Raw genomic sequence first — 22,704 nt, forward strand, 5'->3', positions numbered from 1 at the left:
CCTAGATCTCTCTCAATCGATAGAAGCGTTTGGCATTTCCGCCGAAGACGGCCGAATGGATCTCTTCCGGGACGATGTCCAGGCATTGCCGAAGCCAGGCGCCGTATTCCCCGGCAAGCCGCAACACCGGCCAGTCGCTGCCCCAGATGACGCGTTCCGGTCCGAACAGGTCGAAGATCGTTTCCGCGTAGGGGCGCACGGATTGCGGCTTCTGGTCTCCCGCTTCGGTCAGAAGGCCCGATAGCTTGCAATGGACGTTCGGCAGGGCTGCCAGCGCCTTCATGCGGGCGTACCAGTCGATAAACCGTCCCTCCGCGATCGGCGGCTTGGCGCCGTGATCGATGACGATCTGAAGTTCCTGATGGCGCCGAGAAAAGTTGCAAAGCGGTGCCAGATGCCTTGGAAGCACAAGCGCATCGAAGACGAGGTCGTGTTCGATCATCGTCGCGATACCGGCGTCCAGCGCGGGATCATCGATCCACCGGTCGTCGGCCAAGTCCTGCAGCATCGGGCGGAAACCCTTCAGCTTACTGTGGCTTGCCAGCTGTCCAATATTCTCCTGCACATCCGATGCTTTCAAATCCGTCCAGCCGACCACACCCAGGATGAAAGGGTGGTTGTCGGCGAGATCCAGAATGAACTTCGTATCGGCCTGCGTCTCCATCGTCTGCACCAGCACGGTGCCATCGACGCCGGCGTCTTCCACCAACGGCCGCAGGTCGTCCGGCAGGAAATCACGGTGGATGGCAGCGAGCTCGGGCCCCGGCCATTGGCCTGCCCGGTCGGCGATCCGCCAGAAATGCTGGTGGGCATCGATCCGCATCGATCAGGCTCCGATGCCGGGTAGAGGGGTACCTTCGGTCAGAAGCCCGCTTTCCCTCAGGCGCGACCAGAAGGATGCAGGGATTTCCTCGGCAAACCAGTCGACATTCGAGGTGATCTGTTCGGCATTGCGGGCGCCGGAGACGATCGTCGCGACCGCCGGATGCGCCAGCGGGAACTGGAGTGCCGCAGCCTGAAGGGTCACGCCTTCTTCCTCGCAGACCGCGCGCAACTGATCGACGCGGGCGAGGATTTCGGCGGGCGCTTCGGTATAGTTGAACTTCTTGTTTCCGGCGAGAAGCCCTGAATTGAACGGTCCCGCTGCAACGATCGCAACGCCTTGCCTTGCGCATTCATCCATGAAGGCAAGACTGTCCTGTTCAAGCAGCGTGTAGCGACCGGCCAGCATCGTGCAATCGATGTCGAAAACCTTCATCGCGTCGGCGACGACTTCCCATTCGTTGACGCCGAGGCCGACAGCCTTGGTCGACCCTTCATCCCGCAATTTGCCCAGCGCCTTGAAACCGCCGCCATCGGTCAGTTGCTGCCAGTAGTGATCGTGGCGGTCGCCGTGCGTCATGCGACCGATATCGTGAATGTAGAGGATGTCGGGCTTCAGGATTCCAAGGCGCTGCTGGCTCGCCTCGAAGGACTGCAGAATGCCGTCATAGCTGTAGTCGTAGACAGGACGGAAGGGCAGGGGTTCGGCGTAGCCGTCCTCTTCCGGACCAACCGTCTCATCCGGCGTCATGACGCGCCCGACCTTGGTGCTCAGAACATAGTCTTCGCGGGGAAGATCGGTCAGCATCGTGCCAAGGCGGCGTTCGGAGCGGGTGAAGCCGTAGAAGGGTGCGGTATCAAAATAGCGGATACCGGCATCCCACGCGGCACTGAAAGCGCCGGCGGATTCCGCATAGGGCGTGACGCGATAAAGGTTGCCCATCTGGGCGCAGCCGAGGCCGATCAGCGTCACATCCAAATCGACACGCGGGAATTTGCGGGTATCACTGGCGTTCATCGGGCAACCTTCATTTTATCACTGCAGAGAAAGACGATACGCGCCATTCGCGACGCGTATCGAGGCGGGGAGGCTTAGTAGAGAACGTTCTTGGCTTCCGGCTTGTCGATGTTGTCCTTGGTGACGACGACGACACCCGTATCGACAAACTTCTCGACCTTTTCCTTTTTCAGGAGCTTGGAGATCGTCTTGACGCCGAGATCGCCCATCTGGAACGAGCCCTGGACTGCGATCGCCTGAAGCGTGCCGTCCTTGACGAATTCCTGCAGGTCCTGGTTACCGTCGAAACCGATCGCGACAAGCTTGCCCGACTTGCCGGACTGCTTGATGGCGCGGCCCATGCCGATCGCCGTCGGCTCATTGGCGCCGAAGATGGCCTTGAGGTCGGAATTGGCGGCCAGAACGTCCGTGGTCTGGTTCAGCGCCGTCGCCATCTGCGACTGCGAGTAGAACGGGCCGACGATCTGAAGCTTCGAGTTTGCCTTGATATAATCGGTGAAACCACCGACACGGCCGATTTCGGAACCGGCGCCTGCCACATAGGACATGACGGCGATCTTGCCTTCCTTGCCGACCTTCTCGATCAACGCCTTGGCAGCCAGTTCGCCGGCGGTCTTGTTGTCGGTCGCAAGGAACGACTGGTAATACTGTTCCGAGCCTTTGCTCAGCATCGAGTCGACGATTACGACCGGAATACGGGCTTCCCAGGCCTTCTTGACGGCGGGGATCAGCGCGTCCGGATCGGACGGCGCAAGTACGATGCCGGCGACGCCGCGGTTGACGGCGTTTTCGACCATGTTGACCTGGTCGGCAATGGCCGATTCCGATGCCGGACCCTGGAAGGTCATCGTGTTCCCGGCGCCGACTTCCTTCATGGCGGCATCAGCGCCCTTCTGGACGTTCTGCCAGAAGGTCGAGTTGACGGTCTTGACGATGACAGCGATCTCGGCTGCCTGTGCGGAGGCCGCACCCAAGATCATCGCCGAGGCAAGCAACGCGGTTGCTAGTTTCTTCATGTTCAATCCTCCTCAAATGGACGGCTTTGGCCGCCCCGGGGAACTCCCACCCCCATTATCGCGGAAAGGGTCCGCACCCTTCTTCACCGGCGGTTGCGCAGTTGATCGATCCAGACGGTGATCAGGATGACGAGGCCGATGATGATCTGTTGTGTGAAGGCGGAAACGCCGTTCATGTTGAGCCCGTTGCGCAGGATGCCGATGACGAAGGCGCCGATTGCCGTTCCGGAAATCGTGCCGACACCGCCAATCAGCGAGGTGCCGCCGATGACGGCGCTGGCGATGGCATCGAGTTCGTACATCACGCCTTCGTTCGGCTGCGCCGTCACGAGGCGGGACATCAGCACGCAACCGGTCAAACCAGCCAGCGTGCCTGACAAAATGTAGGTGAAATTGGTGACGCGGGCGACATTGACGCCGGAGAGCCTTGCAGCGTCCGCATTCGAACCGACCGCATAGATATGCCGGCCGAGCACGGAGCGGTTCAGCATGAAGGACACGGCAATCGCGATCACGATCATCAGGATGACCGGATAGGGAATGCCAGGGAAAACTACTGTCGGGAAGCCGTCGTCGCCGATGGTGACGACGCGGAACAACGAGCCGTTGCCGAGCACGCCGAAGGATTCGCCGAGGCCGGAAACGGCGCGCGCGCCGGTGATCTGAAGTGCCACGCCGCGGGCGATCAGCATCATGCCGAGCGTCGCGATAAAGGGCGGCAGTTTCATCTGGGTCACCAGAATGCCGTTAATCAGGCCACAAAGGCTGCCGACCAGAATGCCGACGAACATGCCGAGCGGAACCGGCAGGCCGAGCTCTTTCACGCAGAGAGCCGCGACGACGCCCGCGAGCGCAAGCACCGAGCCGACGGACAAATCGATGCCGCCGGTAATGATGACGCAGGTGGCGCCGATACCGAGAAGAGCAATTGAGGTGACCTGCAAGGCGATTGTCATCGCATTGTTGACGGTGAAGAAGGCGTTGCTGCTGAAGGAGAACACCAGCACGAGAACGAACAGGCTGCCGAGTGCGGCAAACTTCTGGATGATGTCCTTTTGCCGGTCGCTCAGCGAAACACTGCGCGACTTCGAGGGTTCGGTAATATCAGCCATGCTTGCTCCTTGCGCCAGCGTCCGCACCTGATGTCCGGCTGTATCCGGAGGCGTAGCGCATAATTTCTTCCTGGTTGGTCTTTGCCGTTTCCAGCACGCCGGTGATCCGGCCATGATGAAAGACCGCAACCCGGTCCGTCATGCCCATGATTTCGGGCAGTTCCGAACTGATCAGCACAACGCCGATGCCGTTTGCGGCCAGTTCGTCCATGATCTTGTAGATCGCGAGCTTTGCGCCCACGTCGATGCCGCGGGTCGGCTCGTCGAAGAACAGGACCTTCGACTTGCGGAAAAGCCATTTGCCGATGATGATCTTCTGCTGGTTGCCGCCCGAAAGAAGCCGCACCTGCTGCCGGATCGACGGCGTGCGGATGTTGAGGAGGTCGACATACTCGTTGGCGACCTTGTCTTGCGCCTTGAAATCGATCAGTCCGAAGCGATCCGACAGCGCTTCCATGTTGGCAAGCGTCATGTTTGCATCAACAGGCATCTTGATCGCCAGTCCCTGCGCCTTGCGGTCTTCCGAGAGGTAGGCAATGCCCGCATCGATCGCGTCCCGCGGGGAGGAGATCGACAGCGTCTGACCATGCAGGGTTATTGTCCCGGCATCGATCGCATCGGCGCCGAAGATTGCGCGTGCGACTTCCGTGCGCCCGGCACCCATCAGGCCTGCAAAGCCCAGAATTTCGCCGCGTCGAAGCGTGAACGAGATGTCGCTGAAGACACCGGTGCGATTGAGACCTTGCACGCCGAGAATGACGTCGTCACTCGGCGTCGAGGTCCTGTCAGGAAACTTTTCTTCCAGCGAGCGGCCGACCATTTTGGCGACGATGTCATCGACGGTCGTCGCGGCAAAATCGTCTGTGGCGATGTAACGACCATCGCGCAGCACCGTCACGCGATCGACGATCTCGGCCATCTCGTCAAGCCGGTGGGAAATGTAGACGACCCCGACGCCGGATGCCTTGAGATCACGGATGACCTTGAACAGAAGCCGCGTTTCCTGCTCGGTCAAGGACGAGGTCGGCTCGTCCATGATAAGCACCTCGGCATCCAGCGACAATGCCTTGGCGATCTCCACCATCTGGCACTGCGCGACGGAAAGCCCACGGACGGAGACATCGGGGCTGATATCGACGCCGAGCCGGTCGAGGCAGCGTTTGGCATCCGCCCGAAGCTTCTTGCGATCGACCAGAAAGCCGCGGCGGGGCTCGCGGGCCAGATAGATGTTTTCGGCGACGGTCAGATGCGGAACGAGATTGAGTTCCTGGTGGATGATGGCGATGCCAGCGGATTCGGACTGCCGCGTCGACGAGAAATTCCGCTCTTCGCCCTTGTAGGTGATGGTTCCGGATGTGGGCTGATAAACGCCGCTGATGATCTTCATCAGCGTTGATTTGCCCGCGCCGTTTTCGCCGCACACGGCATGCACTTCGCCGCGACGAAGGTCGAAGCTGACGTCGGCCAGAGCTTTGACGCCCGGAAATTCCTTTGAGATGTTGTCGAGCCGCAGAAGTGCGTCAGCTGCTGGCACGCCAACGGCCGGGCGCAAACGCGCCTCGAGTACCGAATGATCGGTCTGCATCCTCCACATCCTCCTCTTGTCGCAAGCTTGCGACTGCCGGTCAGCTCCACCCATCCGGTCTGGCCAATATTGCTAGGCGGCCTTACCAAAATGGTCAAGCCAGTTTCGTGGCGAAGGGCGAAATTTGTGTTTTCGCAGCGTTACGGGACATGTAGCTGTCGTCATTGGCCTTGCCAGTTCAACGGTCACGCAATATGGTAAGGCCAGTTTTGGAGCGCTTATGAACGGAATTCGGATCCCGGAACGCCGGCTTTATCAACAGATCGCAGACCAGATCCGCGGCTTGGTGCAGAATGGGCAGTTTCGTTTCGGCCAGCGCCTGCCGGCGGAACGGGAGCTTGCGCAGCAGCTTGGTGTGTCGCGCCCCTCGCTACGCGAGGCGTTGATCGCACTTGAACTGGACGGCACTGTCGAGATCCGCATGGGGTCTGGCGTCTATGTCGTTCCGGCCGCCGAGCGGCGCGCTGCATGGTCGGGGTCCATGGGAGAGAGCCCGGCCGAGCTGATGCAGGCGCGTGCGACAATCGAGGGTGCCGCCATCGTTCTTGCCTGCGCGCGCATCACGCCGGAGGCGCTTGCTACGCTTCGTCAAACGCTCGACGCGATGGCGATCGAGATAGAGGAAGGCCGCAAACCGGTCGACCAGGATCGCCAGTTCCACCTGACGATCGCCACCCAGTCGGGAAACAGTGTCATTGGCCGCATCATCGGCGATCTGTTTGACGATCGGCACAGCCCTCTTTCCGCCCAGCTTCGGGAGCATTTCGAAACACCGGAAACATGGAGTTGCGCCCTCGCGGAGCATGAGGAAATCCTGACCGCGCTGGAGGCGCGTGACGGGCTGCTAGCCCAAGCAATGATGCGTATGCATCTGGAGGAATCGAAACGCCGCTGGCTTGACCACTAGCAGCGGCAAACTAAAACCAACCCCGATTTTGATACCTCCAGGGAGGAGGTCCATTATGAATGACATGACATCCCCGGTCATCGTGCTCAATACCGCCGATGACGTTGCCGTTGCCCGCCGGTCGATCCAGCAGGGTTCGCCGGTTGGAATCGAAGCTCTGCTGGCGCGCGATCTGATCGGGCGAGGCCACAAGGTTGCGCTCAGGGCGATTGCGGCAGGGCAGGAAGTCAAGAAATACGGTCAGGTGATCGGTCTTGCGACGCAGGATATCGCTCCCGGCAATCACGTGCACCTGCACAATCTGGCGATGCTTCCATCGACGCACGAGCACCAGTTTTGCGTCGATGGTGGCGAGCGCGCCCTTTTGCCGCTCGAGCAGCGCCGGACATTCATGGGTTTCGATCGCGGCCTCGGCGGCGCCGGAACGCGCAACTACATCGGCATCATCTCCTCTGTGAACTGTTCCGCCACCGTCTCCCGTTACATTGCCGATTACTTCAACCGCATGGGCGGGTTGGACGGGTTCGGCAATATCGATGGCGTCGTGGCGCTGACGCATAGCAGCGGCTGTGCAATCAACAACAAGTCGGAAGGCTATCGCCTGCTGATCCGCACCATCCAGGGCTACGCCCGGCATCCCAATTTCGGTGGGATCCTGATGATCGGCCTCGGCTGCGAAACCAACCAGATCGCACCGATCCTCGAACACTACAGGATGGAAGAGGGTGAGCGGCTGCGGACGATGACGATCCAGCAGCATGGCGGTACCAAGAAGACGATCGACGCCGCGATCGCCATCATCAAGGAAATGCTGCCCATGGTGAACTCCGCCGTGCGTACCGAGCAGCCGCTGTCCAAACTGAAGCTTGCGCTCGAATGCGGCGGCTCGGATGGCTATTCGGGCATTTCCGCAAACCCGGCACTTGGCCATGCTTCGGATCTGATCGTCCGCAATGGTGGCACGACTGTTCTTGCCGAAACACCTGAGATCTACGGTGCCGAACATCTCCTGACGCGTCGCGCGTCGACACCTGAGGTCGCGCAGAAACTTCTGTCGCGCATCGACTGGTGGCGCGACTATACGGCGCGCAACGGCGACGAGCTGAACAACAATCCCTCCTACGGCAACAAGCTCGGCGGTCTCACGACCATTCTCGAAAAGTCGCTCGGTGCCGTCGCCAAGGGTGGCTCCATGCCGCTGAAGGCAGTTTATGAGTTTGCCGAGACGGTGACGGAGCAGGGCTTCGTCTTCATGGACACGCCCGGCTATGATCCGGTCGCCGTGACCGGCCAGGTCGCCGGCGGCTGCAACGTCATCTGCTTCACGACAGGACGCGGCTCGGTGTCCGGCTTCAAGCCGGCCCCTTGCGTCAAGATTGCCACCAATTCCGAAATGTACGAGCACATGAAGGAAGACATGGACATCAACTGCGGTGGGATCGTCACCGGCGACGAGACGATCGAGCAGTCCGGCGAGCGTATTTTCGAGCATGTGATCGCCGTCGCGTCAGGCGAAAAGACCGTGAGCGAGATCTACGACTATGGCGACAACGAATTCGTGCCATGGCAGGTCGGAGCCGTGACCTGACGGAAAACGGATATTGCCCGTGCTGAAAACCGTGCTTACACCTGAGGGATAAGCCAAGCATGGGGAATCGCAGCGCATGACGACCAGCCGTTACTACTCGAATATGGGTGGCCTGCCGCCCCAGACGGACCTTCTCAGCAGCAAGGCGGTGTTCACCACCGCCTATGCGGTCATCCCGCGTACTGTCATGAGCGACATCGTCACCAGCATGCTGCCGCATTGGGAGAATGCGCGGGCCTGGATCATTTCCCGGCCGCTCTCCGGTTTCGCCGAAACCTTTGCGCAATACATCATGGAAGTCGCTCCGCAGGGAGGTAGCGCTCGTCCCGAGCCCGACCCGCGCGCCTCGGCCGCCATCTTCGTCGTGGATGGGGAAATGACGATCGAGATGGACGGCCAGCAAAACCAGTTGCGGACCGGATCGTTTGCCTATCTGCCGGCAGGCTCGGAATGGCAGATCTGGAACCGCAGTGACGCTCCGGTGCGGTTCCACTGGGTTCGCAAGGCGTTCCAGGTGGTCGATGGTCTGGACATGCCGCCGGCGATCTTTACCCATGAAGACGACTGCGTGCTCGACCCTATGCCCGATACGGACGGCAAATGGGCGACGACCCGCTTCATCGATCCCTCAGACATCCGCTATGACATGCACCTCAACATCGTCACCTTCGAGCCGGGTGCGGTGATCCCGTTCATGGAAACCCACATCATGGAACACGGGCTCTATGTTCTCGAAGGCAAGGCCGTCTACCGCCTGAACCAGGATTGGGTCGAGGTGGAAGCCGGCGACTATATGTGGCTGCGCTCCTACTGCCCGCAGGCCTGCTATGCCGGTGGTCCCGGTCGCTTCCGCTACCTGCTCTACAAGGACGTCAACCGGCATCCCGCACTGTAACGGGACCTGCCGAAGCCGTTGCTGCACACGGCTTCGGCAGATCTCCCACCGAAAAATTTATCAAATGGTCAAAAATTTATCAGCCGATAAAATATCTTTGAGGCTCCGTCTGGCAAGTCATTGAAACTTATGAGAGGCTACAACTGGCACGTAGCTTGCGTCCGTTCTGTTTATCGCATTGTCTGGAAATCCAGCATGGAAGGATCGGAATATGGAAGTCGGAGTCTTCATCCCAATCGGCAACAACGGTTGGCTGCTTTCGGAAAACGCACCGCAGTACAAGCCGTCGTTCGAGCTGAACAAGGAAATCACGCTCAAGGCCGAAAAATACGGGTTTGATTTCGCGCTGTCGATGATCAAGCTGCGCGGCTTCGGCGGCAAGACGGAATTCTGGGACTACAATCTGGAATCCTTCACGCTGATGGCAGGCCTTGCCGCCGTCACGTCCAAGATCAAACTGTTCGGCACGGCCGCAACCCTGATCATGCCACCGGCAATCGTTGCGCGCATGGCAACGACGATCGACAGCATTTCCGGCGGACGCTTCGGCATCAATCTGATCACCGGCTGGCAGCGCCCCGAATACAGCCAGATGGGGCTCTGGCCCGGCGACGACTATTTCGCCGATCGCTATGCCTATCTCGGCGAATATACGACCGTTCTGAAGGAACTCCTGACCACCGGCCAGTCGGATCTCAAGGGCAAGTATTTCCAGATGGACGACTGCCGCATGAAGCCGATCCCGGAAGGGGATGTGAAGGTGATCTGCGCGGGCTCATCCAATGCCGGCATGGCCTTCTCGGCGGAATATGCCGATTACAGCTTTTGCTTCGGCGTCGGCGTCAACACACCGAAGGCCTTTGCGCCGACCAACGAACGCCTGCTGGCAGCGACCGAAAAGACCGGCCGCGACGTGCGCTCGTTCGTGCTGACCATGGTTCTTGCCGAGGAAAAATCCGAAGACGCCTGGGCCAAGTGGGAGCACTACAAGGCCGGTGCCGATCAGGACGCGATCAAGTGGCTCGGTCTGCAGAGCGCTGTCGATACCAAGTCCGGCTCCGATACCAATGTTCGCCACATGGCAAACCCGGTTTCTGCGGTCAATATCAACATGGGCACGCTCATCGGCTCCTATGCCGAAGTCGCAGCGATGCTGGACGAGATGGCGGAAGTGCCGGGCACCGGTGGCGTGATGCTGACCTTCGACGATTTTCTCGAAGGCATCGAAAAATTCGGACAGTTCGTGCAGCCGCTGATGAAGAGCCGCCAGCACATCAAGATGGAACTGGAGGCTGCGGAATGACGGTTGTCGCAGGATATCAGGCACCGGCAAGCCGTCTGGAAAGCGTGACGCTTCCCGCACGACCGGAACCGATCTCGATGAAGCCATCGGAAACCGCCGTCGTCGTCGTCGACATGCAGAACGCCTATTCGACAGAAGGCGGCTATGTCGATCTTGCCGGCTTCGACATCGCCGGCGCCAAGGGCACGATCGCCAATATCAAGAAGACGCTGGATGCCGCCCGTGAGAACGGCGTGCAGGTGATCTATTTCCAGAATGGCTGGGACAAGGACTATGTGGAAGCCGGCGGTCCCGGGTCCCCCAACTGGCACAAGTCGAATGCGCTGAAGACCATGCGGGCGCGGCCGGAACTGCAGGGCCAGCTTCTTGCCAAGGGCACCTGGGATTACGCGATCGTTGACGAGTTGCAGCCGAAGCCTGGCGACATCCTCGTGCCGAAGACCCGCTACTCGGGCTTCTTCAACACCAATATGGACAGCGTGCTGCGCGCACACGGCATCCGCAATCTCGTCTTTGTCGGCATTGCCACCAATGTCTGCGTCGAAAGCTCGCTGAGAGACGCGTTTCACCTCGAATATTTCGGCGTGATGCTGGAGGATGCCACGCATCACCTGGGGCCGGACTTCATTCAGCAGGCGACCGTCTACAACGTGGAGAAATTCTTCGGCTGGGTCGCGACCGTCAATGATTTCTGCGGTGCCATCAGTCAGGCCGCTCCCACCGGATATGTGAATTTGAAAAACAAAGAGGAGAACGGAATGCCAAAGTCGATCATCGTTCCGGAAGGAACCCAGAAGCCGATCGCGCCCTATTCGCCGGGAACGCTGGCAGACGGCATTGTCTACGTCTCGGGGACCTTGCCCTTCGACAAGAACAACGACGTCGTCCATGTGGGTGATGCCGGAGCACAGACCCGTCACGTCCTGGAGGTCATCAAATCCGTCATCGAGACCGCCGGCGGCACGATGGAGGACGTCACGATGAACCATATCTTCATCACCGACTGGGCGAATTATCAGGCCGTGAACAAGGTCTACGCGGAGTATTTCCCGGGCGACAAGCCGGCCAGGTATTGCGTTCAGTGCGGCCTGGTGAAGCCGGACGCTCTCGTTGAGATCGCCACAGTCGCCCACATCGGCAAGTAACGGCATGGTTCATTACGATATTTTTGGCGCGTCGGGAGAGGACGCGTTGACCATCATTCTGTCCTCCGGCCTCGGCGGCAGCGGCACCTACTGGACGCCGCAGATCGAGGCGCTTTCCGAGCATTTCCGGGTGATCACCTACGATCACTTGGGAACTGGCCGTTCCCCTGGCGAGGTGCCCGAGCAAGGCGGCATCGCGGCCATGGCGGATGACGTCATGAAGCTCGCGGAAGAGCTCGGCCTCAAGACATTCAGCTTCATGGGCCATGCGCTTGGTGGTCTAATCGGGCTCGAAATCGCCGCACGACAGCCGGAGATGATCGACAGGCTTGTGCTCATCAATGCATGGGACAAGGCCGATCCGCATTCCGGCCGCTGTTTCGACGTGCGGATTGCGCTTCTCAAAAACTCCGGCGTCCCGGCCTTCGTGAAGGCGCAACCGCTGTTTCTCTATCCGGCCGTCTGGATGTCTGAAAACGCCGAACGCATGAATGCCGAGGAGGCGCATGCAGCGGCCCATTTTCAGGGCGAGCAGAATATCATGAGGCGCATTGCAGCTCTGAGAAGCTTCGACATCGGCGACCGGCTTGCCGAAATCACTCATCAGACCTTGCTGGTCGCCACGAAGGATGATCTCCTTGTGCCCTACACCCGCTCGGTACGGCTTTCGAACATGATGCCCCATGCCGAACTCGCTTTGCTGGATTTCGGCGCACATGCGGTGAATATCGTTGATGCACCGAAATTCAACAAACTCGTGGTAGATTTTCTAAGCCGGGTTTGATTTCATCTGTACGCTCGAGCTGAAAGTTTTGAGATAGCCATGTCCGTGAATGCATCTGCCCCTGCGCTCGACGTTAATCCAGAAGTCGTTGACGCACGGATGAACTTTCGAAACGCGATGTCGCGCCTCGGCGCCGCCGTTCATATCGTCACCACGGATGGACCGGGTGGCCGTGCCGGATTTGCCGCCACCGCAGTCTGCAGCGTTTCCGACAGTCCCCCGACGCTTCTCGTTTGCCTCAACCGAACCTCGAGCGCCTATTTGCCGCTTAAGGAAAACGGCGTCCTCTGCGTCAACGTCCTCTCGGCCGACCATGCAGACCTCAGCCAGCTTTTCGGGGGCAAGACGCCCGTCGATGAACGGTTTGCCGGAGCAACCTGGGCGCCGCTAACAACGGGCAGCCCGGCCCTCGAGGACGCTCTCGTCTGCTTCGATTGCCGCGTTGTGTCCGTTGCCGACGGTCACACGCATGACATCCTGATCTGCGAAGTGCTCACCACGGTGCAGCCAAAGGCTGGTCAGTCGCTTATCTATCTCGATCGAAAGTATCACGCGCTTTAGTGGGGAGTGACATTGGGGTTTGTTCAGACGAGCAATGCTCGGATGATCGCCCAAGGTCAAAGCGCATGGTCTGAACGTAAGGGCAGGAGTTCATGGGAAGCACAATGTGGTGCCTGGCAGCTGTCGCGGAAATCGCGATTGTCGTCGCGGCGGTCGTCTATACCGCGCGTGATCGTCGGAAGCAGCAGCGGAAAAGCCGCCGGAACGCGTACAGAAATGGCAACCGTTAAGACGTTTCTTCTGCTGTAGAAAATCGATGTTCACCGGCAGACTTTAAACCGATCCCGTCATCAAGATCGTCTGCGACCGACCGGGTTACCGAGAATGCCGCGCGAATATGTCTCGGGGTCCCGTACGGTCAGCGTTCAAGCACTCTGATTCTCATGGATCGACGCTTTGCAGGTGAACGGCAAGGCTGTCCCGAATTGGAACGCACACCCTCGTGCATGGTCCTTTTTGGTAAGCATCTGAGTGAATATCAACCACCTCATTCGCGTTGTTTTTCAACGAGTTCTGACATTGTTTCAGAATTAACTATCGCACTACATATCAATTGAGTGATGGACGGCGAGGGCTATATCTCATCGAAGAAAGGTCCCCGCAAGCCGTGGTCTGACCTTCCAAACGAGGCAGATATGGGTAAGCCATCACTACATCCTGGCGACGTTTACGCACAGGAAAGCACGATGGGCCAGTGGCCCACGACGCTGCTTGGCGGTCTTCCCGTTGTCCGCTGCAGCATGGATGAGGCGGCGCAGGGTTTCATCGATGAAGCGCTCCTTCACCGGGGCAGCAGTGCCAAGCCGTTCTATTCTACCTCGGCAAACGGACAGGTGATCGCGATGTGCGCGAAGAAGGCCGACTTCCAGGAGTTGATGCTGGAAGCCGACCAGATCCACGCCGATGGCATGCCCATGATCATGTATTCCAGAATGTTTTCGTCGCATCCTGTATCCGAACGGATCGCGACGACCGATCTCGTGCATTCGGTGGCACTCAAGGCAGAGCGGGCAGGTGTCAGTTTCTATTTTCTCGGCGGAACCGAAGAGGTCAACGCCAAGGCAGTCGCCGCAATGCGGACGAGGTATCCAAACCTCACATTCGCTGGGCGCAGAAACGGCTACTTCAAGCGTGGCGAAGAGGATGCGGTGATCGCCGACATCCAGGCAAGCAAGCCCGATATTCTATGGATCGGGTTGGGCTTTCCGCTTGAGCAGGCCTTTGTCAGCCGGAACATCGACCGGTTGCGATCTGTCGGTGTGATCAAGACATCAGGCGGTCTATTCGACTTCGTCTCGGGGAAAAACGCCCGCGCGCCGTTGTGGATGCAGCGGTACGGGTTGGAGTGGGCTTACCGGATGTATAATGAGCCACGCCGCCTGACGATGCGGTATCTGCTGTCGAACCCGGCTGCCATTCGAGCGCTGTTTACCCACTCGAATTGATCGGGTGCTGACTTCCGATGAAGGCAGGTCATTGATGCGCTCATCACGAGCCGCGCGTCACGCGCCAGGTTTGTAGAAGCTGTCGACGATGCCGGCCGCGAACGACCATTTCGGGCGGATAATGCTTCCGTCGATCGCTTCCATGTAACCATTGCCATTCAGCGTATGCAGCTTTCGGCCGGGCCAGTGCTTGCCGGGGCTCAAGTGCTTTACGATCACCTGATCGAACCGTTCGTCATCCAGGCGCGTCACTTCGGCAAGGCTCAAAGCTGCCCCATAGCCGTTGCGGCAATCCTGCACGGGACGCAGCAGTTTGCCGTCGCGCCATATCATGTTGCCCGCGGGTCTCGCGGATCGGTCGTTGATGACAAGCGGGTTCGCGGCGTGCGGTCGCCAGGGGCCGAGAAGCGTTTCCGCCGACCATAAGCAGAGCGTATCGGAATAGCCGCCGATACCATCCCTTGTCACAGCGAACATCCAGAACTTTCCCGCGTGCTGGATGATCGTCGCATCGGCGGCCTCGATGCCGGAAACAAGTGTCGCGTGTTTTTCCCAGCCGAACGGAAAGCGCGTTGCCCTGTAGATGGAAATCTCGCCGCTGAGAGACGCCTCCGGAACCATCCAGATCTCACCATCCGCTTCGATGAGGAACGGATAAGACAGATGCCAGGACTCTTCCAGAACAGGGATGGCTGGGCCCGGCCGTCCTTGTTCGTCAAACTCGACGACGCTGATGATGCCCTTCTGGGTCTTCTGATCAAGATCCTCGAAGAAGAGATAGTCCTTGCCCTGCCAACGAAACGGAAACGGGTCTGCGTAAAAATGGTCGATTGGGTCCGCGAGAACCTCCCAGGGTGTCCCGCCGAGGTCGCGTCGTTGCCAAACGTCATTGTCAGAGGCGACCCGACGCCAGCCGATCCGCCAGTGGGGAGCGTGGCAGCATAGCCGATAGGCAGCGCGGGCCGCGGCAGATGCCAGCATCTTGGCGCTACGAACAGTCACCGCTTTGCGGGTGATAGCGCGTGCGTGTGGCTGGGCCGTGTTGTCTGCAATACGCGGCGCGCGCGGTTCTTCCGGCAAAGCCTTGATGAGAAGGATGGCTGTCCGTGACCAAACGGCTTCCATCGCGCCACCGATACCAGCCGCAGCTTCGAGGGACGCAAAGCCATCGGCAACAATCCAGCGCTCGCCGGAAGGCAGGGTGCACTCAATCTCGATATGCGGTGTTCCCTCGAAAAACAGCGCCGAAGCGAGACTGAATTCACCGGCGTGGCCGTTGAACAACGGCCGATAGATCCGTGTCGATCGGGGGGATGCGCTCCGGTTCGATGTGAGGTCGATGACAATATCCGGAGCTGCGTTGTCCGACCGGGTTCGCCAGTCCGCCAACGCATCCGGCTCAATACGGTCGCAGAGGCACGGCTGGTGGCGTCGAAGCACCATCTTCTCAAGCTGCAAAAGGCTTTCGAGGGCAGGCTGCGCTGCCTGATCAGCCCCCTGGACCAATTGAAGGCGCACCGTGGTACCGGCGGCGCGCTGCTCAAGCCGACGGCAGAGCCACTGTATCCACGCCGATGTGGAGGAGCGCTCCGCCACAATCTTGATGTTCATCGGAGCGACGGAGTTTGAAACGCTGTCCATCGTCATTTATTTCTGAAGCTGTCCGGACGCCTGCAACCTGTCTTCCGATGTTTTCGGCTGTCGCCGGATCAGGCGACGGTAGCCGTCGACCATTGCATCGAGCGAGTGTTGTTCGCGCAGCCGCTGCCCGCACTCCGATAGCCTTTGCCGCAGAAGGGGATCGGAAAGTACAGCGCGAACTGCTTTTGCAAATGACGCCGTATCGGTCGTATCGACGAAAAGGGCACAGGGCTCTCCCCTGACCTGCAAGACTTCTCGCATGACGGACAGGTCGGAACTCACAACCGGAATGCCGGCCTGAGCGGCTTCCACCGGCGCGAGGCCGAACGTCTCTCCAGACGTCGGGAAAACGAAGACGTCGAGGCTTTTCAGGAAGGCGCCGATTTCGCTGGACGGCATCTCGCCTGCGAAATGAAGCCGATCCGAAACGCCGAGTTCTGCGCCGAGAGCTCGCAGTCGTGGCGCTTCCGGTCCCTGACCTGCCAGTGCCAGATGGACATCTGGCATGACCGGCAACAATCTGATGGCGAGATCAATTCGTTTGATGGCGTTGAGACGGGCGACGCTTCCGATGATCGGGACGTCGGCTGGAAGGCCGAATTTTGCCCGCGCTTCCTGCCGCGTCATCGAAACGGTTCTGTCGGCAAAGCCGTGCGGAACATAGGTCAGTCGACGCTTGTAGGATGCCGGGTGTCCTTGGTAGTCCCGCCAGGTGGCCTTCGAATTTACAGTGATTTCGTCGTAGCAGCCGGCAATGCCAAGCACCTTATCGACAAGGGCGACCGGCCGGGAAATCGTCGCCTGCGGTGAGACGTGGTTGGCAATGATCAGGGGTACGCCGAGCAAGCGACCGACCGGAGCTGCGACAACATTGCCGAAATGCTGAAAGGTCAGCATCACGTCGGGCTTTATCGTGCGCACGAGCTGCGACAGACGACGAAGCATGGCAAGGTTCTGCGAAATCCCCTGCGGTCTCGGATCGGCCGCAAAATGCGCATTTTCGAAGTGGTCGCAGCCGCTGGTCTTGCGATAGAGGAACAGGTGATGCGCCTCGAATTCGGGCTGTCCGGAAATCGCTGGTTTCGACAGCTGTTCGGCGAGAAGGCGCGTGATCTCCTGAGCGCCCGCTGCTTCAGCTTGCGTCTGGATAAAGAGAAGACGTGTCGGACGTCGCTGCGCGCTCTCGGCCATAGGTTTTCCGGTTCACTCGTATAGTGACGATAAAGACAGGGAAAGCTCAAGAGAGGCTAAACACGATACTTAGCTTTCGAACGATACTGCGTATTACTGGGATTTTCTTGGAAGTCGTGCGGTGCGGACGTTTTGCGCGGCGCATGACCTCAACTCGACGTCTTGAACGCAGAAGAGCGGCTGGGAGCCCCTTTTTCAGCGTTGCTCTTGATGATGATCTTCGTGTACTCGCTGACCATCAGATTGAGAGAGTAACGTTCGGCGAGTTCGCGTCCCGATGCAGAGAGCCGGTCATACAGCGCCTTGTCTGCAAGCAGCAACTCGATGCAGCTGACGAATTTATCAGTGTTTTCGGCATCGACGAAGAGGGCACAGGCGGATCGCTCCACCTGCAGGACTTCGCGCAGCACCGGCAGATCGTTCGCGATGACAGGCACGCCTGCCTGCGCGGCCTCAACGGCTGCAAGCCCGAATGTCTCTGCGGCCGTCGGAAACGCGAAGACGTCGAGACACGCAAGGAAAGTCCCGATCTGCTCCGGGTTGACCTCTCCTGCGAAATGGACACGGTCTGAAACGCCAAGCGTATGGGCGAGAGCCTCGAGGCATTCTCTGTGTGGGCCTTGGCCGGCAATGGCCAGGTGCAGATTTGGCAAATGCGGCAGCGTTGAGATTGCCAGATCAATGCGCTTCAGAGGATGCAACCGGGCGACCGTTCCCATGATCGTCACATCCTTGGGCAGATCGAAACAGTCCCTTGCCTCCTCTTTCGATAACGACGTGGTTTTCTGCGCAAAGCCATGCGGAATATGGACCAGCCGTTTGCGGTAGCTTCGTGCATAGGACTGGAAGTGATTCCAGGTCGCATGGGAGTTGACGGTTATCACGTCATAGAAACCAAGTGTGCCGAGGATGCGATCGGCCAGGCCAACAAAGCGGTTCACGGTTGCGGGCGAGGACACCTGATTTGCGACGATATAGGGAATGCCCATTACCCGCCCGACAAGTGCACCGAGCACATTGCCGTAGTGCTGAAAGGTCAACATCGTATCCGGCTTGATCTTGCGCACGATGGAGAAAAAATTCCGCGCGAAGGTGAGACATTCGCCGAGGCTTTGAGGCCTGCGGGGTGCTGCAAAATGGACATTGGGGAAGTGATCGCAGCCATCGGTCTTCCGGTACAGGAAAAGATGGTGCGTTTCGTATTCCGGCACACCCGTCAGTTGCCCACGCGAAAGCTCCTGGCCGAGAAGCCGCGAGATCTCCTGCGCGCCCGCCAATTCCGCCTGAGTTTGCAGAAAAAGCACACGCCTCGGCTGCCTGGCTCGGTTGGACAATTTCAACTCCTAATTGGTGGGGCAATAGTAGATTGTTCGTCTAAACAATAGGCTAACAGCATCGTTTCCAACAGTAACGATGATTTGTGCGGGTATCGTAAACGTACTATTTCACTTCTCACGTTGATGCCGGCAAACGACCGCGATGAACTCGGACGCCGCCATGCAGATAGGCTGCGTCTGCTTTTTGAAGTCCTGGATAGTGCTGGTACACTTGTCGCCTGATCGAGAAGACAAGGATGAGAAAGATGAAGATCAGGAGAGACGTCGACCGACCGATTTCGTTCTCGACGAGGTTGTTGACGGTGTACATGTTGACGTAGGCAAACGACAGGCCGATGAACTTGTCTCTGACATTTCCGACCGATACGACGAGCAGAAGATAGGTCGCTGACAGTGCTGCGAGAAACAGCAGGAAGCCGGCGATGCCGCCTTCGATGATGAGCGTGATATAGCCGTTGTGGAAGTTGTCGAGCACCCAGCCATAGACGCTTTTGAAGCTCGTCAGGCGTTCCGGAGTCCAGAAGCTGTCAAGGCCGAAGCCGAAGATCTCGCGTCCCTGCAATTCACGAAAGCCGTAGCTCCAGATCTTCATGCGGCTGTTGGTATCGACAGTGATGCCTGCAACGCCGATCTTGTCGGCATCGACCACGAACGTCGTCGAGACGAGATTGATGATCGGTATCGCGAACAGGAGACCGGTGAGCAGTGCTAGTCTCTGGAGGAGCTTTGGCAGTCTGGAAATCACAATCGATGCGACGCCCAGAACTGATATAAGCTGGCCGCCGCGCGATCCTGCCATATAGACCGCGAGCAAGGCGATCCCGACCATTGCGATACGACCGACAAGCGCGCCCCATTGCGCGAGCGGCGTGACGCGTTGGCGCAGGGGAAGACCAACGCCCGCGATCAGCGCGTAGGCCGCATATGCTGCGAGCCCGTTCTTTTGCCCGGCAATGCCGCGCCACTTTCCCGCATGCTCCCAGCTGCTGTCGACACCGATCGAAGGGACCAGCAGCGCGACCAGAACGCAGACGACAACGAAGGTGGAGAGGGCCGCGAACATGACCCGCAGCGACTGTTCGAGCGTCAGCGTGTTGGCGATCGCAAGCGACGTCACCAGCGCGTTGAAGATCAGGATTGCCTTGATGTAGCTGTCGGCACTTTGCACGCCCCACACCGCGGAAAAACTGACATAGAGCAGGAACGCTGCAAGCAGGGTGCATTCTATGCCGGAGGGGATCCTGAGCCCCACCTTGATAAACGCCACCACGACGATCCAGCCGGAGAGCATCAGGAAGACGAGATAACGGGCCTGCTCCGTCCAGGAGGGCAGCTTCAGCTCTTCGGCCGGCACCCACATGGAAAGAAGCAGAAGCAGGAACATGGCCGGTGCGATATAGCGATGCGCCATTTCAAAATCCGCCTCGTATCCGTTAATCCAAATGCCTCAAAGTCCCTATTCCTGAAACCCTTAAACCGGCATTAAGCGGCGGGTCGTCGGCAAGGTTATCCGTTCGATCGGTCAGGCTTGGCTTAAAACAATCTTAAGCACAGGCTGTGATAAATGCGGTGGAATGAGAGAGCCGGTGCTCTGCCATTAGCCGTGAGACGTGAACCGAATGCAGCCTCCATATCCAGCTCGGTCGAACAGCTCCGCACCTGAAGGGCTGACAAACTACCTTCAGATCGATCTGGGGCGGCTGGCCTATTGGCTGCGCCAAAAATTCCGCTGGATCGTCGCAGCTGCCCTCATCGGATTGGTACTTGCAGTTTCCTACACGGTCATTTCCAAGCCGCGTTATACGGTGACGAGCGAACTCGTCATCGATCCCGCCGGTCTGCAGATCGTGGGCGAAGAGACGGGTTCGCGCAACGACATGCGCGAAACGCTGCTCCTCAACGCCGACAGCAAGCTTCAAACCCTGCTGTCGCGCAACGTGCTTCTCCGGGTGCTCGAAAAGCTCGATCTTACCAACGACATCGAATTCGTTCCAGCTGGCGGTTTTAGTCTGTTCAGCTTCGGTGGACCCGCGACGCCGGTCGATCCGAGAATCATCGCGCTGGAATCTCTCAACAAGAGACTTGCAGCCCAGCGGGATGAGAAATCCTTCGTGCTGTTCATGTCGGTCTGGACATGGGATGCCGAGAAATCCATTCGGATTTCGCAAGCGCTGATCGAGGAATTCAAGGCCGAACTCAATGCCGGCGATGTCGACGGCGCGAAGAGAACGACAGACTCGCTTCTTGCACGGCTCACCGAGCTGAAGAAGGGTGTCATCGAGGCCGAAGAGGCCGTCGAAACATTTCGGCGCGAAAGCGGCCTTCGCTCTTCGCAAGGCGAGCTTTCTAGCAGCCGTTCCATGGTCCAGGTCGACACCCAGTTGCGCGAGGCTCGCGAACGTCTGATCGCCGCTGACTCGCGCTACAAGCAGATGCTTGCTGGTGGCAACGATTCCTTGGCGATGCAGTCCGCAACGCTTGCCGCGCTGCGGGCCCAGTATTCGACCCTCAAGCAGGAAGCCGACGAGCAGTTGCTGACGTTCGGTACAAGGCATCCGAGGAGGGCCGCGGTTCAGTCGCGGCTGCAGTCGCTCGACCAGGAAATCGCCCGGGAAATGTCCCGGCTGACGCTTGCTGCCCGCAACGAATACGATCAGGCAAAGGCCGTTGTCGAAAAGCTCGAAGGTGAATCGAAGACCGTTTCTACCAGTGTGTTCTCGGATAACGATGCGCAGGTGCGTCTGAGGGAATTGTCGAGAGAGGCATCTGCGAGAGCCGCAGTCTACGAAGCCTTTCTCGGACGGGCGCGAATGGCAGCCGAACGGCAACAGCTCGATACGACCAATCTCCGTGTAATCTCTGCTCCCATCGCTCCAAGAGAGCGGAGCTGGCCGCCGAGCATCGCGCAGGCGGCCGTTTTCGGCGCCGCAGTCGGACTTACATTGGGTGCACTCGGCGTGCTCGCTTTCGGCATCGCGATGGATGTCAATCATCCGCAACGGGGGCCGGAACACGCCCGCACCGAGACGCTGGACGAAGACTATCCGAAAGAGATCGAGCGCAAGCCTGCACCACGCACCGGTTCGTTGTTGTCAATGCTCCCGGACGAGCCATCGCCTGCGCCGCGCTCGTATCGGTGGAACCCGGACGCCTGATGGGTCGCAGTTCTGCCCGAGAGAATAGGGCGGATTTTAATGGTCGGCCTCACTCCATGTTAACCGATTTGGAAAGAACAAAGCCCGTGTTTACTCATCGCTGGCCGGAGTGCTGTATCTGAGAACCAGGTCAGACCTTCGCTTTATCTGTTCCAGCGAAGATATCCTGAAAGTATCAAGACCGATTGTCGACCCTTGGTGACGAACGGATGTTAGGGAGTGGATTTCAATGAATTCTATGCTCATGAACAAGGACATCATTGCCAACTGGGAAGACCGCCACGCGCGTTTGTTCGGCAATGAGATCGTCAAGCTCAATCATCGCCTCCTTGAAACCGGTCTGTTCTCGAGGGAGGCTGTCGGCAAGTTGATCGAACGCTGCCCGGATAGCGAGTTCGGGCTGGAATCCATGTCCGACGACATCACCAACCCATCGCGACTTTATGGCGTCCGCAACGGCATTTCGGGCGCTGAGGCACTCGCTGCAGTCGAAAAGGGCCGCATGTGGATGAACATTCGCCGCGTGATGGACTGGGCGCCGGAATATGGCCGTTTGCTCGACACGATCTTTTCCGAATTCGCCGGCCGCATGCCCGGGTTCGAGACCTTCAAACGCAATCTCGGAGTGCTCGTCTCGTCTCCCAACGCCAACGTCTTCTACCACGCCGATATCCAGGGCCAGTCGCTTTGGCAGATCGAGGGCAGCAAGCGCGTCTATCTTTATCCGCGCTCGGAAGTGTTTCTGCGCCCGATGCAGGTGGAGAAGATCCTGCTGCGCGAGACCGATGAAAAAATGCCCTACGAGACGTGGTTCGACGAATACGCAACGGCTGTCGATCTGCATCCGGGAGAAATGGTGACATGGCCGCTTTATGCACCGCATCGCGTACAGAACCATGATTGCATGAACATCTCCGTGACGATGGAGCATTGGACGAAGCAGATCTGGAATTCCTACGCGGTCCATTATGGCAACGGCGTGTTTCGCCGCACGCTCGGCGTGAAGGGACTGTCGACCGAAAATTCGGGCCTGCATGTCTATCCGAAGGCGGCGGCGGCCTTTGCCTGGAAGAAGGCTGGGAAGCAGAAAAAGGGTGATGTCGTCATCAAGCGCGATTTCAAGCTTGATGCATCGGCCGAAGGCGGTCGGGTCGCACTGAGCTGAGAACAGGACAAACTGCCGAAGACAATTCCCCGCC

The 22,704-nt window shown here is 58.9% G+C and carries 19 protein-coding genes and 1 pseudogene; 11 read left to right on the forward strand and 9 right to left on the reverse strand.

Going from position 1 to position 22,704, the window contains the following annotated elements; translation table 11 throughout:
• Nucleotide 1 precedes the first annotated feature (1 nt).
• The 5 genes from IFT59_RS20150 to IFT59_RS20170 form a co-directional block, all read right to left on the reverse strand.
• On the reverse strand, nucleotides 2–823 hold the full coding sequence (locus IFT59_RS20150; protein ID WP_192088023.1) for an amidohydrolase family protein: 822 nt from the start codon (nucleotides 821–823) through the stop codon (nucleotides 2–4).
• A 3-nt stretch (nucleotides 824–826) separates the two neighbouring features.
• Nucleotides 827–1,840 (reverse strand): aldo/keto reductase, encoded by a 1,014-nt coding sequence (locus IFT59_RS20155; RefSeq protein ID WP_192088024.1) that lies wholly within the window; start codon nucleotides 1,838–1,840, stop codon nucleotides 827–829.
• A gap of 74 nt (nucleotides 1,841–1,914) precedes the next feature.
• Nucleotides 1,915–2,856, reverse strand: a complete 942-nt coding sequence (locus IFT59_RS20160; protein WP_062576463.1) for an ABC transporter substrate-binding protein — start codon at nucleotides 2,854–2,856, stop codon at nucleotides 1,915–1,917.
• Nucleotides 2,857–2,939: 83 nt separating this feature from the next.
• Nucleotides 2,940–3,968, reverse strand: coding sequence for an ABC transporter permease (locus IFT59_RS20165; RefSeq protein WP_062458936.1), 1,029 nt, complete (start codon nucleotides 3,966–3,968; stop codon nucleotides 2,940–2,942).
• The gene (locus IFT59_RS20170) at nucleotides 3,961–5,553 is read right to left on the reverse strand and encodes a sugar ABC transporter ATP-binding protein (RefSeq protein ID WP_192088026.1); all 1,593 of its coding nucleotides are present in this window, start codon (nucleotides 5,551–5,553) and stop codon (nucleotides 3,961–3,963) included. Before IFT59_RS20170 ends, IFT59_RS20165 begins: the two co-directional genes overlap by 8 nt.
• A gap of 220 nt (nucleotides 5,554–5,773) precedes the next feature.
• On the opposite strand from IFT59_RS20170, the gene IFT59_RS20175 reads away from it, so the two are divergent.
• The 9 genes and pseudogenes from IFT59_RS20175 to IFT59_RS20210 all read left to right on the forward strand — a co-directional run bounded on the left by IFT59_RS20175 (nucleotide 5,774) and on the right by IFT59_RS20210 (nucleotide 14,181).
• Complete coding sequence (locus IFT59_RS20175) at nucleotides 5,774–6,460, forward strand: FadR/GntR family transcriptional regulator (RefSeq protein ID WP_062458943.1); 687 nt, start codon at nucleotides 5,774–5,776, stop codon at nucleotides 6,458–6,460.
• A gap of 55 nt (nucleotides 6,461–6,515) precedes the next feature.
• Nucleotides 6,516–8,048 (forward strand): UxaA family hydrolase, encoded by a 1,533-nt coding sequence (locus tag IFT59_RS20180; protein ID WP_113110055.1) that lies wholly within the window; start codon nucleotides 6,516–6,518, stop codon nucleotides 8,046–8,048.
• 76 nt (nucleotides 8,049–8,124) lie between these two features.
• Nucleotides 8,125–8,943 carry a bifunctional allantoicase/(S)-ureidoglycine aminohydrolase gene (locus IFT59_RS20185; RefSeq protein ID WP_113110054.1) on the forward strand — a complete coding sequence of 273 codons (819 nt, stop codon included), beginning with the start codon at nucleotides 8,125–8,127 and terminating at the stop codon, nucleotides 8,941–8,943.
• Nucleotides 8,944–9,154: 211 nt separating this feature from the next.
• Nucleotides 9,155–10,246 carry a pyrimidine utilization protein A gene (gene rutA, locus IFT59_RS20190; protein WP_192088027.1) on the forward strand — a complete coding sequence of 364 codons (1,092 nt, stop codon included), beginning with the start codon at nucleotides 9,155–9,157 and terminating at the stop codon, nucleotides 10,244–10,246.
• Nucleotides 10,243–10,965: pseudogene (rutB, locus tag IFT59_RS23010) on the forward strand (pyrimidine utilization protein B); the annotation flags it as partial. The gene rutA and the pseudogene rutB, both read left to right, overlap by 4 nt.
• Nucleotides 10,966–11,004: 39 nt before the next feature.
• Entirely contained in the window at nucleotides 11,005–11,391 is a 387-nt protein-coding gene (gene rutC, locus IFT59_RS23015; protein WP_062458958.1) for a pyrimidine utilization protein C, read from the forward strand.
• A 4-nt stretch (nucleotides 11,392–11,395) separates the two neighbouring features.
• The gene (rutD, locus tag IFT59_RS20200) at nucleotides 11,396–12,175 is read left to right on the forward strand and encodes a pyrimidine utilization protein D (protein WP_192088031.1); all 780 of its coding nucleotides are present in this window, start codon (nucleotides 11,396–11,398) and stop codon (nucleotides 12,173–12,175) included.
• Between the two features lie 39 nt (nucleotides 12,176–12,214).
• A complete protein-coding gene (locus IFT59_RS20205) occupies nucleotides 12,215–12,736 on the forward strand; it encodes a flavin reductase (RefSeq protein ID WP_092664216.1) in 522 nt (173 codons plus the stop codon).
• A 686-nt stretch (nucleotides 12,737–13,422) separates the two neighbouring features.
• Nucleotides 13,423–14,181: a WecB/TagA/CpsF family glycosyltransferase gene (locus IFT59_RS20210; RefSeq protein WP_192088032.1), complete on the forward strand. Its 759-nt coding sequence runs from the start codon at nucleotides 13,423–13,425 to the stop codon at nucleotides 14,179–14,181.
• A 57-nt stretch (nucleotides 14,182–14,238) separates the two neighbouring features.
• Here the strand turns inward: IFT59_RS20210 and IFT59_RS20215 are convergent, their stop codons facing one another.
• The 4 genes from IFT59_RS20215 to IFT59_RS20230 form a co-directional block, all read right to left on the reverse strand.
• Nucleotides 14,239–15,822, reverse strand: a complete 1,584-nt coding sequence (locus IFT59_RS20215; protein WP_192088034.1) for a glucosamine inositolphosphorylceramide transferase family protein — start codon at nucleotides 15,820–15,822, stop codon at nucleotides 14,239–14,241.
• A 6-nt stretch (nucleotides 15,823–15,828) separates the two neighbouring features.
• Nucleotides 15,829–17,013, reverse strand: a complete 1,185-nt coding sequence (locus tag IFT59_RS20220) for a glycosyltransferase family 4 protein (protein ID WP_192088036.1) — start codon at nucleotides 17,011–17,013, stop codon at nucleotides 15,829–15,831.
• 149 nt (nucleotides 17,014–17,162) lie between these two features.
• Nucleotides 17,163–18,347: a glycosyltransferase family 4 protein gene (locus tag IFT59_RS20225; protein WP_249407665.1), complete on the reverse strand. Its 1,185-nt coding sequence runs from the start codon at nucleotides 18,345–18,347 to the stop codon at nucleotides 17,163–17,165.
• A 118-nt stretch (nucleotides 18,348–18,465) separates the two neighbouring features.
• A complete protein-coding gene (locus tag IFT59_RS20230) occupies nucleotides 18,466–19,761 on the reverse strand; it encodes an O-antigen ligase family protein (RefSeq protein WP_092664206.1) in 1,296 nt (431 codons plus the stop codon).
• A 208-nt stretch (nucleotides 19,762–19,969) separates the two neighbouring features.
• Here IFT59_RS20230 and IFT59_RS20235 point away from each other — a divergent pair, with 208 nt between their 5' ends.
• Both IFT59_RS20235 and IFT59_RS20240 read left to right on the forward strand, forming a co-directional pair.
• Nucleotides 19,970–21,505, forward strand: coding sequence for a GumC family protein (locus tag IFT59_RS20235; protein WP_192088038.1), 1,536 nt, complete (start codon nucleotides 19,970–19,972; stop codon nucleotides 21,503–21,505).
• Between the two features lie 229 nt (nucleotides 21,506–21,734).
• The gene (locus tag IFT59_RS20240) at nucleotides 21,735–22,670 is read left to right on the forward strand and encodes a hypothetical protein (protein WP_113165123.1); all 936 of its coding nucleotides are present in this window, start codon (nucleotides 21,735–21,737) and stop codon (nucleotides 22,668–22,670) included.
• Nucleotides 22,671–22,704: the final 34 nt, after the last annotated feature.

The sequence above is a fragment of the Rhizobium sp. CFBP 8752 genome (genome assembly GCF_014842035.1).
Lineage (GTDB): Bacteria > Pseudomonadota > Alphaproteobacteria > Rhizobiales > Rhizobiaceae > Neorhizobium > Neorhizobium soli.

Bases quoted from the DNA above. Each gene is read 5' to 3' on its own strand.
- IFT59_RS20150 (WP_192088023.1), bottom strand. From the start codon at position 823: ATGCGGATCGATGCCCACCAGCATTTCTGGCGGATCGCCGACCGGGCA.
- IFT59_RS20155 (WP_192088024.1), bottom strand. From the start codon at position 1,840: ATGAACGCCAGTGATACCCGCAAATTCCCGCGTGTCGATTTGGATGTG.
- IFT59_RS20160 (WP_062576463.1), bottom strand. From the start codon at position 2,856: ATGAAGAAACTAGCAACCGCGTTGCTTGCCTCGGCGATGATCTTGGGT.
- IFT59_RS20165 (WP_062458936.1), bottom strand. From the start codon at position 3,968: ATGGCTGATATTACCGAACCCTCGAAGTCGCGCAGTGTTTCGCTGAGC.
- IFT59_RS20170 (WP_192088026.1), bottom strand. From the start codon at position 5,553: ATGCAGACCGATCATTCGGTACTCGAGGCGCGTTTGCGCCCGGCCGTT.
- IFT59_RS20175 (WP_062458943.1), top strand. From the start codon at position 5,774: ATGAACGGAATTCGGATCCCGGAACGCCGGCTTTATCAACAGATCGCA.
- IFT59_RS20180 (WP_113110055.1), top strand. From the start codon at position 6,516: ATGAATGACATGACATCCCCGGTCATCGTGCTCAATACCGCCGATGAC.
- IFT59_RS20185 (WP_113110054.1), top strand. From the start codon at position 8,125: ATGACGACCAGCCGTTACTACTCGAATATGGGTGGCCTGCCGCCCCAG.
- rutA (WP_192088027.1), top strand. From the start codon at position 9,155: ATGGAAGTCGGAGTCTTCATCCCAATCGGCAACAACGGTTGGCTGCTT.
- rutC (WP_062458958.1), top strand. From the start codon at position 11,005: ATGCCAAAGTCGATCATCGTTCCGGAAGGAACCCAGAAGCCGATCGCG.
- rutD (WP_192088031.1), top strand. From the start codon at position 11,396: ATGGTTCATTACGATATTTTTGGCGCGTCGGGAGAGGACGCGTTGACC.
- IFT59_RS20205 (WP_092664216.1), top strand. From the start codon at position 12,215: ATGTCCGTGAATGCATCTGCCCCTGCGCTCGACGTTAATCCAGAAGTC.
- IFT59_RS20210 (WP_192088032.1), top strand. From the start codon at position 13,423: ATGGGCCAGTGGCCCACGACGCTGCTTGGCGGTCTTCCCGTTGTCCGC.
- IFT59_RS20215 (WP_192088034.1), bottom strand. From the start codon at position 15,822: ATGGACAGCGTTTCAAACTCCGTCGCTCCGATGAACATCAAGATTGTG.
- IFT59_RS20220 (WP_192088036.1), bottom strand. From the start codon at position 17,013: ATGGCCGAGAGCGCGCAGCGACGTCCGACACGTCTTCTCTTTATCCAG.
- IFT59_RS20230 (WP_092664206.1), bottom strand. From the start codon at position 19,761: ATGGCGCATCGCTATATCGCACCGGCCATGTTCCTGCTTCTGCTTCTT.
- IFT59_RS20235 (WP_192088038.1), top strand. From the start codon at position 19,970: ATGCAGCCTCCATATCCAGCTCGGTCGAACAGCTCCGCACCTGAAGGG.
- IFT59_RS20240 (WP_113165123.1), top strand. From the start codon at position 21,735: ATGAATTCTATGCTCATGAACAAGGACATCATTGCCAACTGGGAAGAC.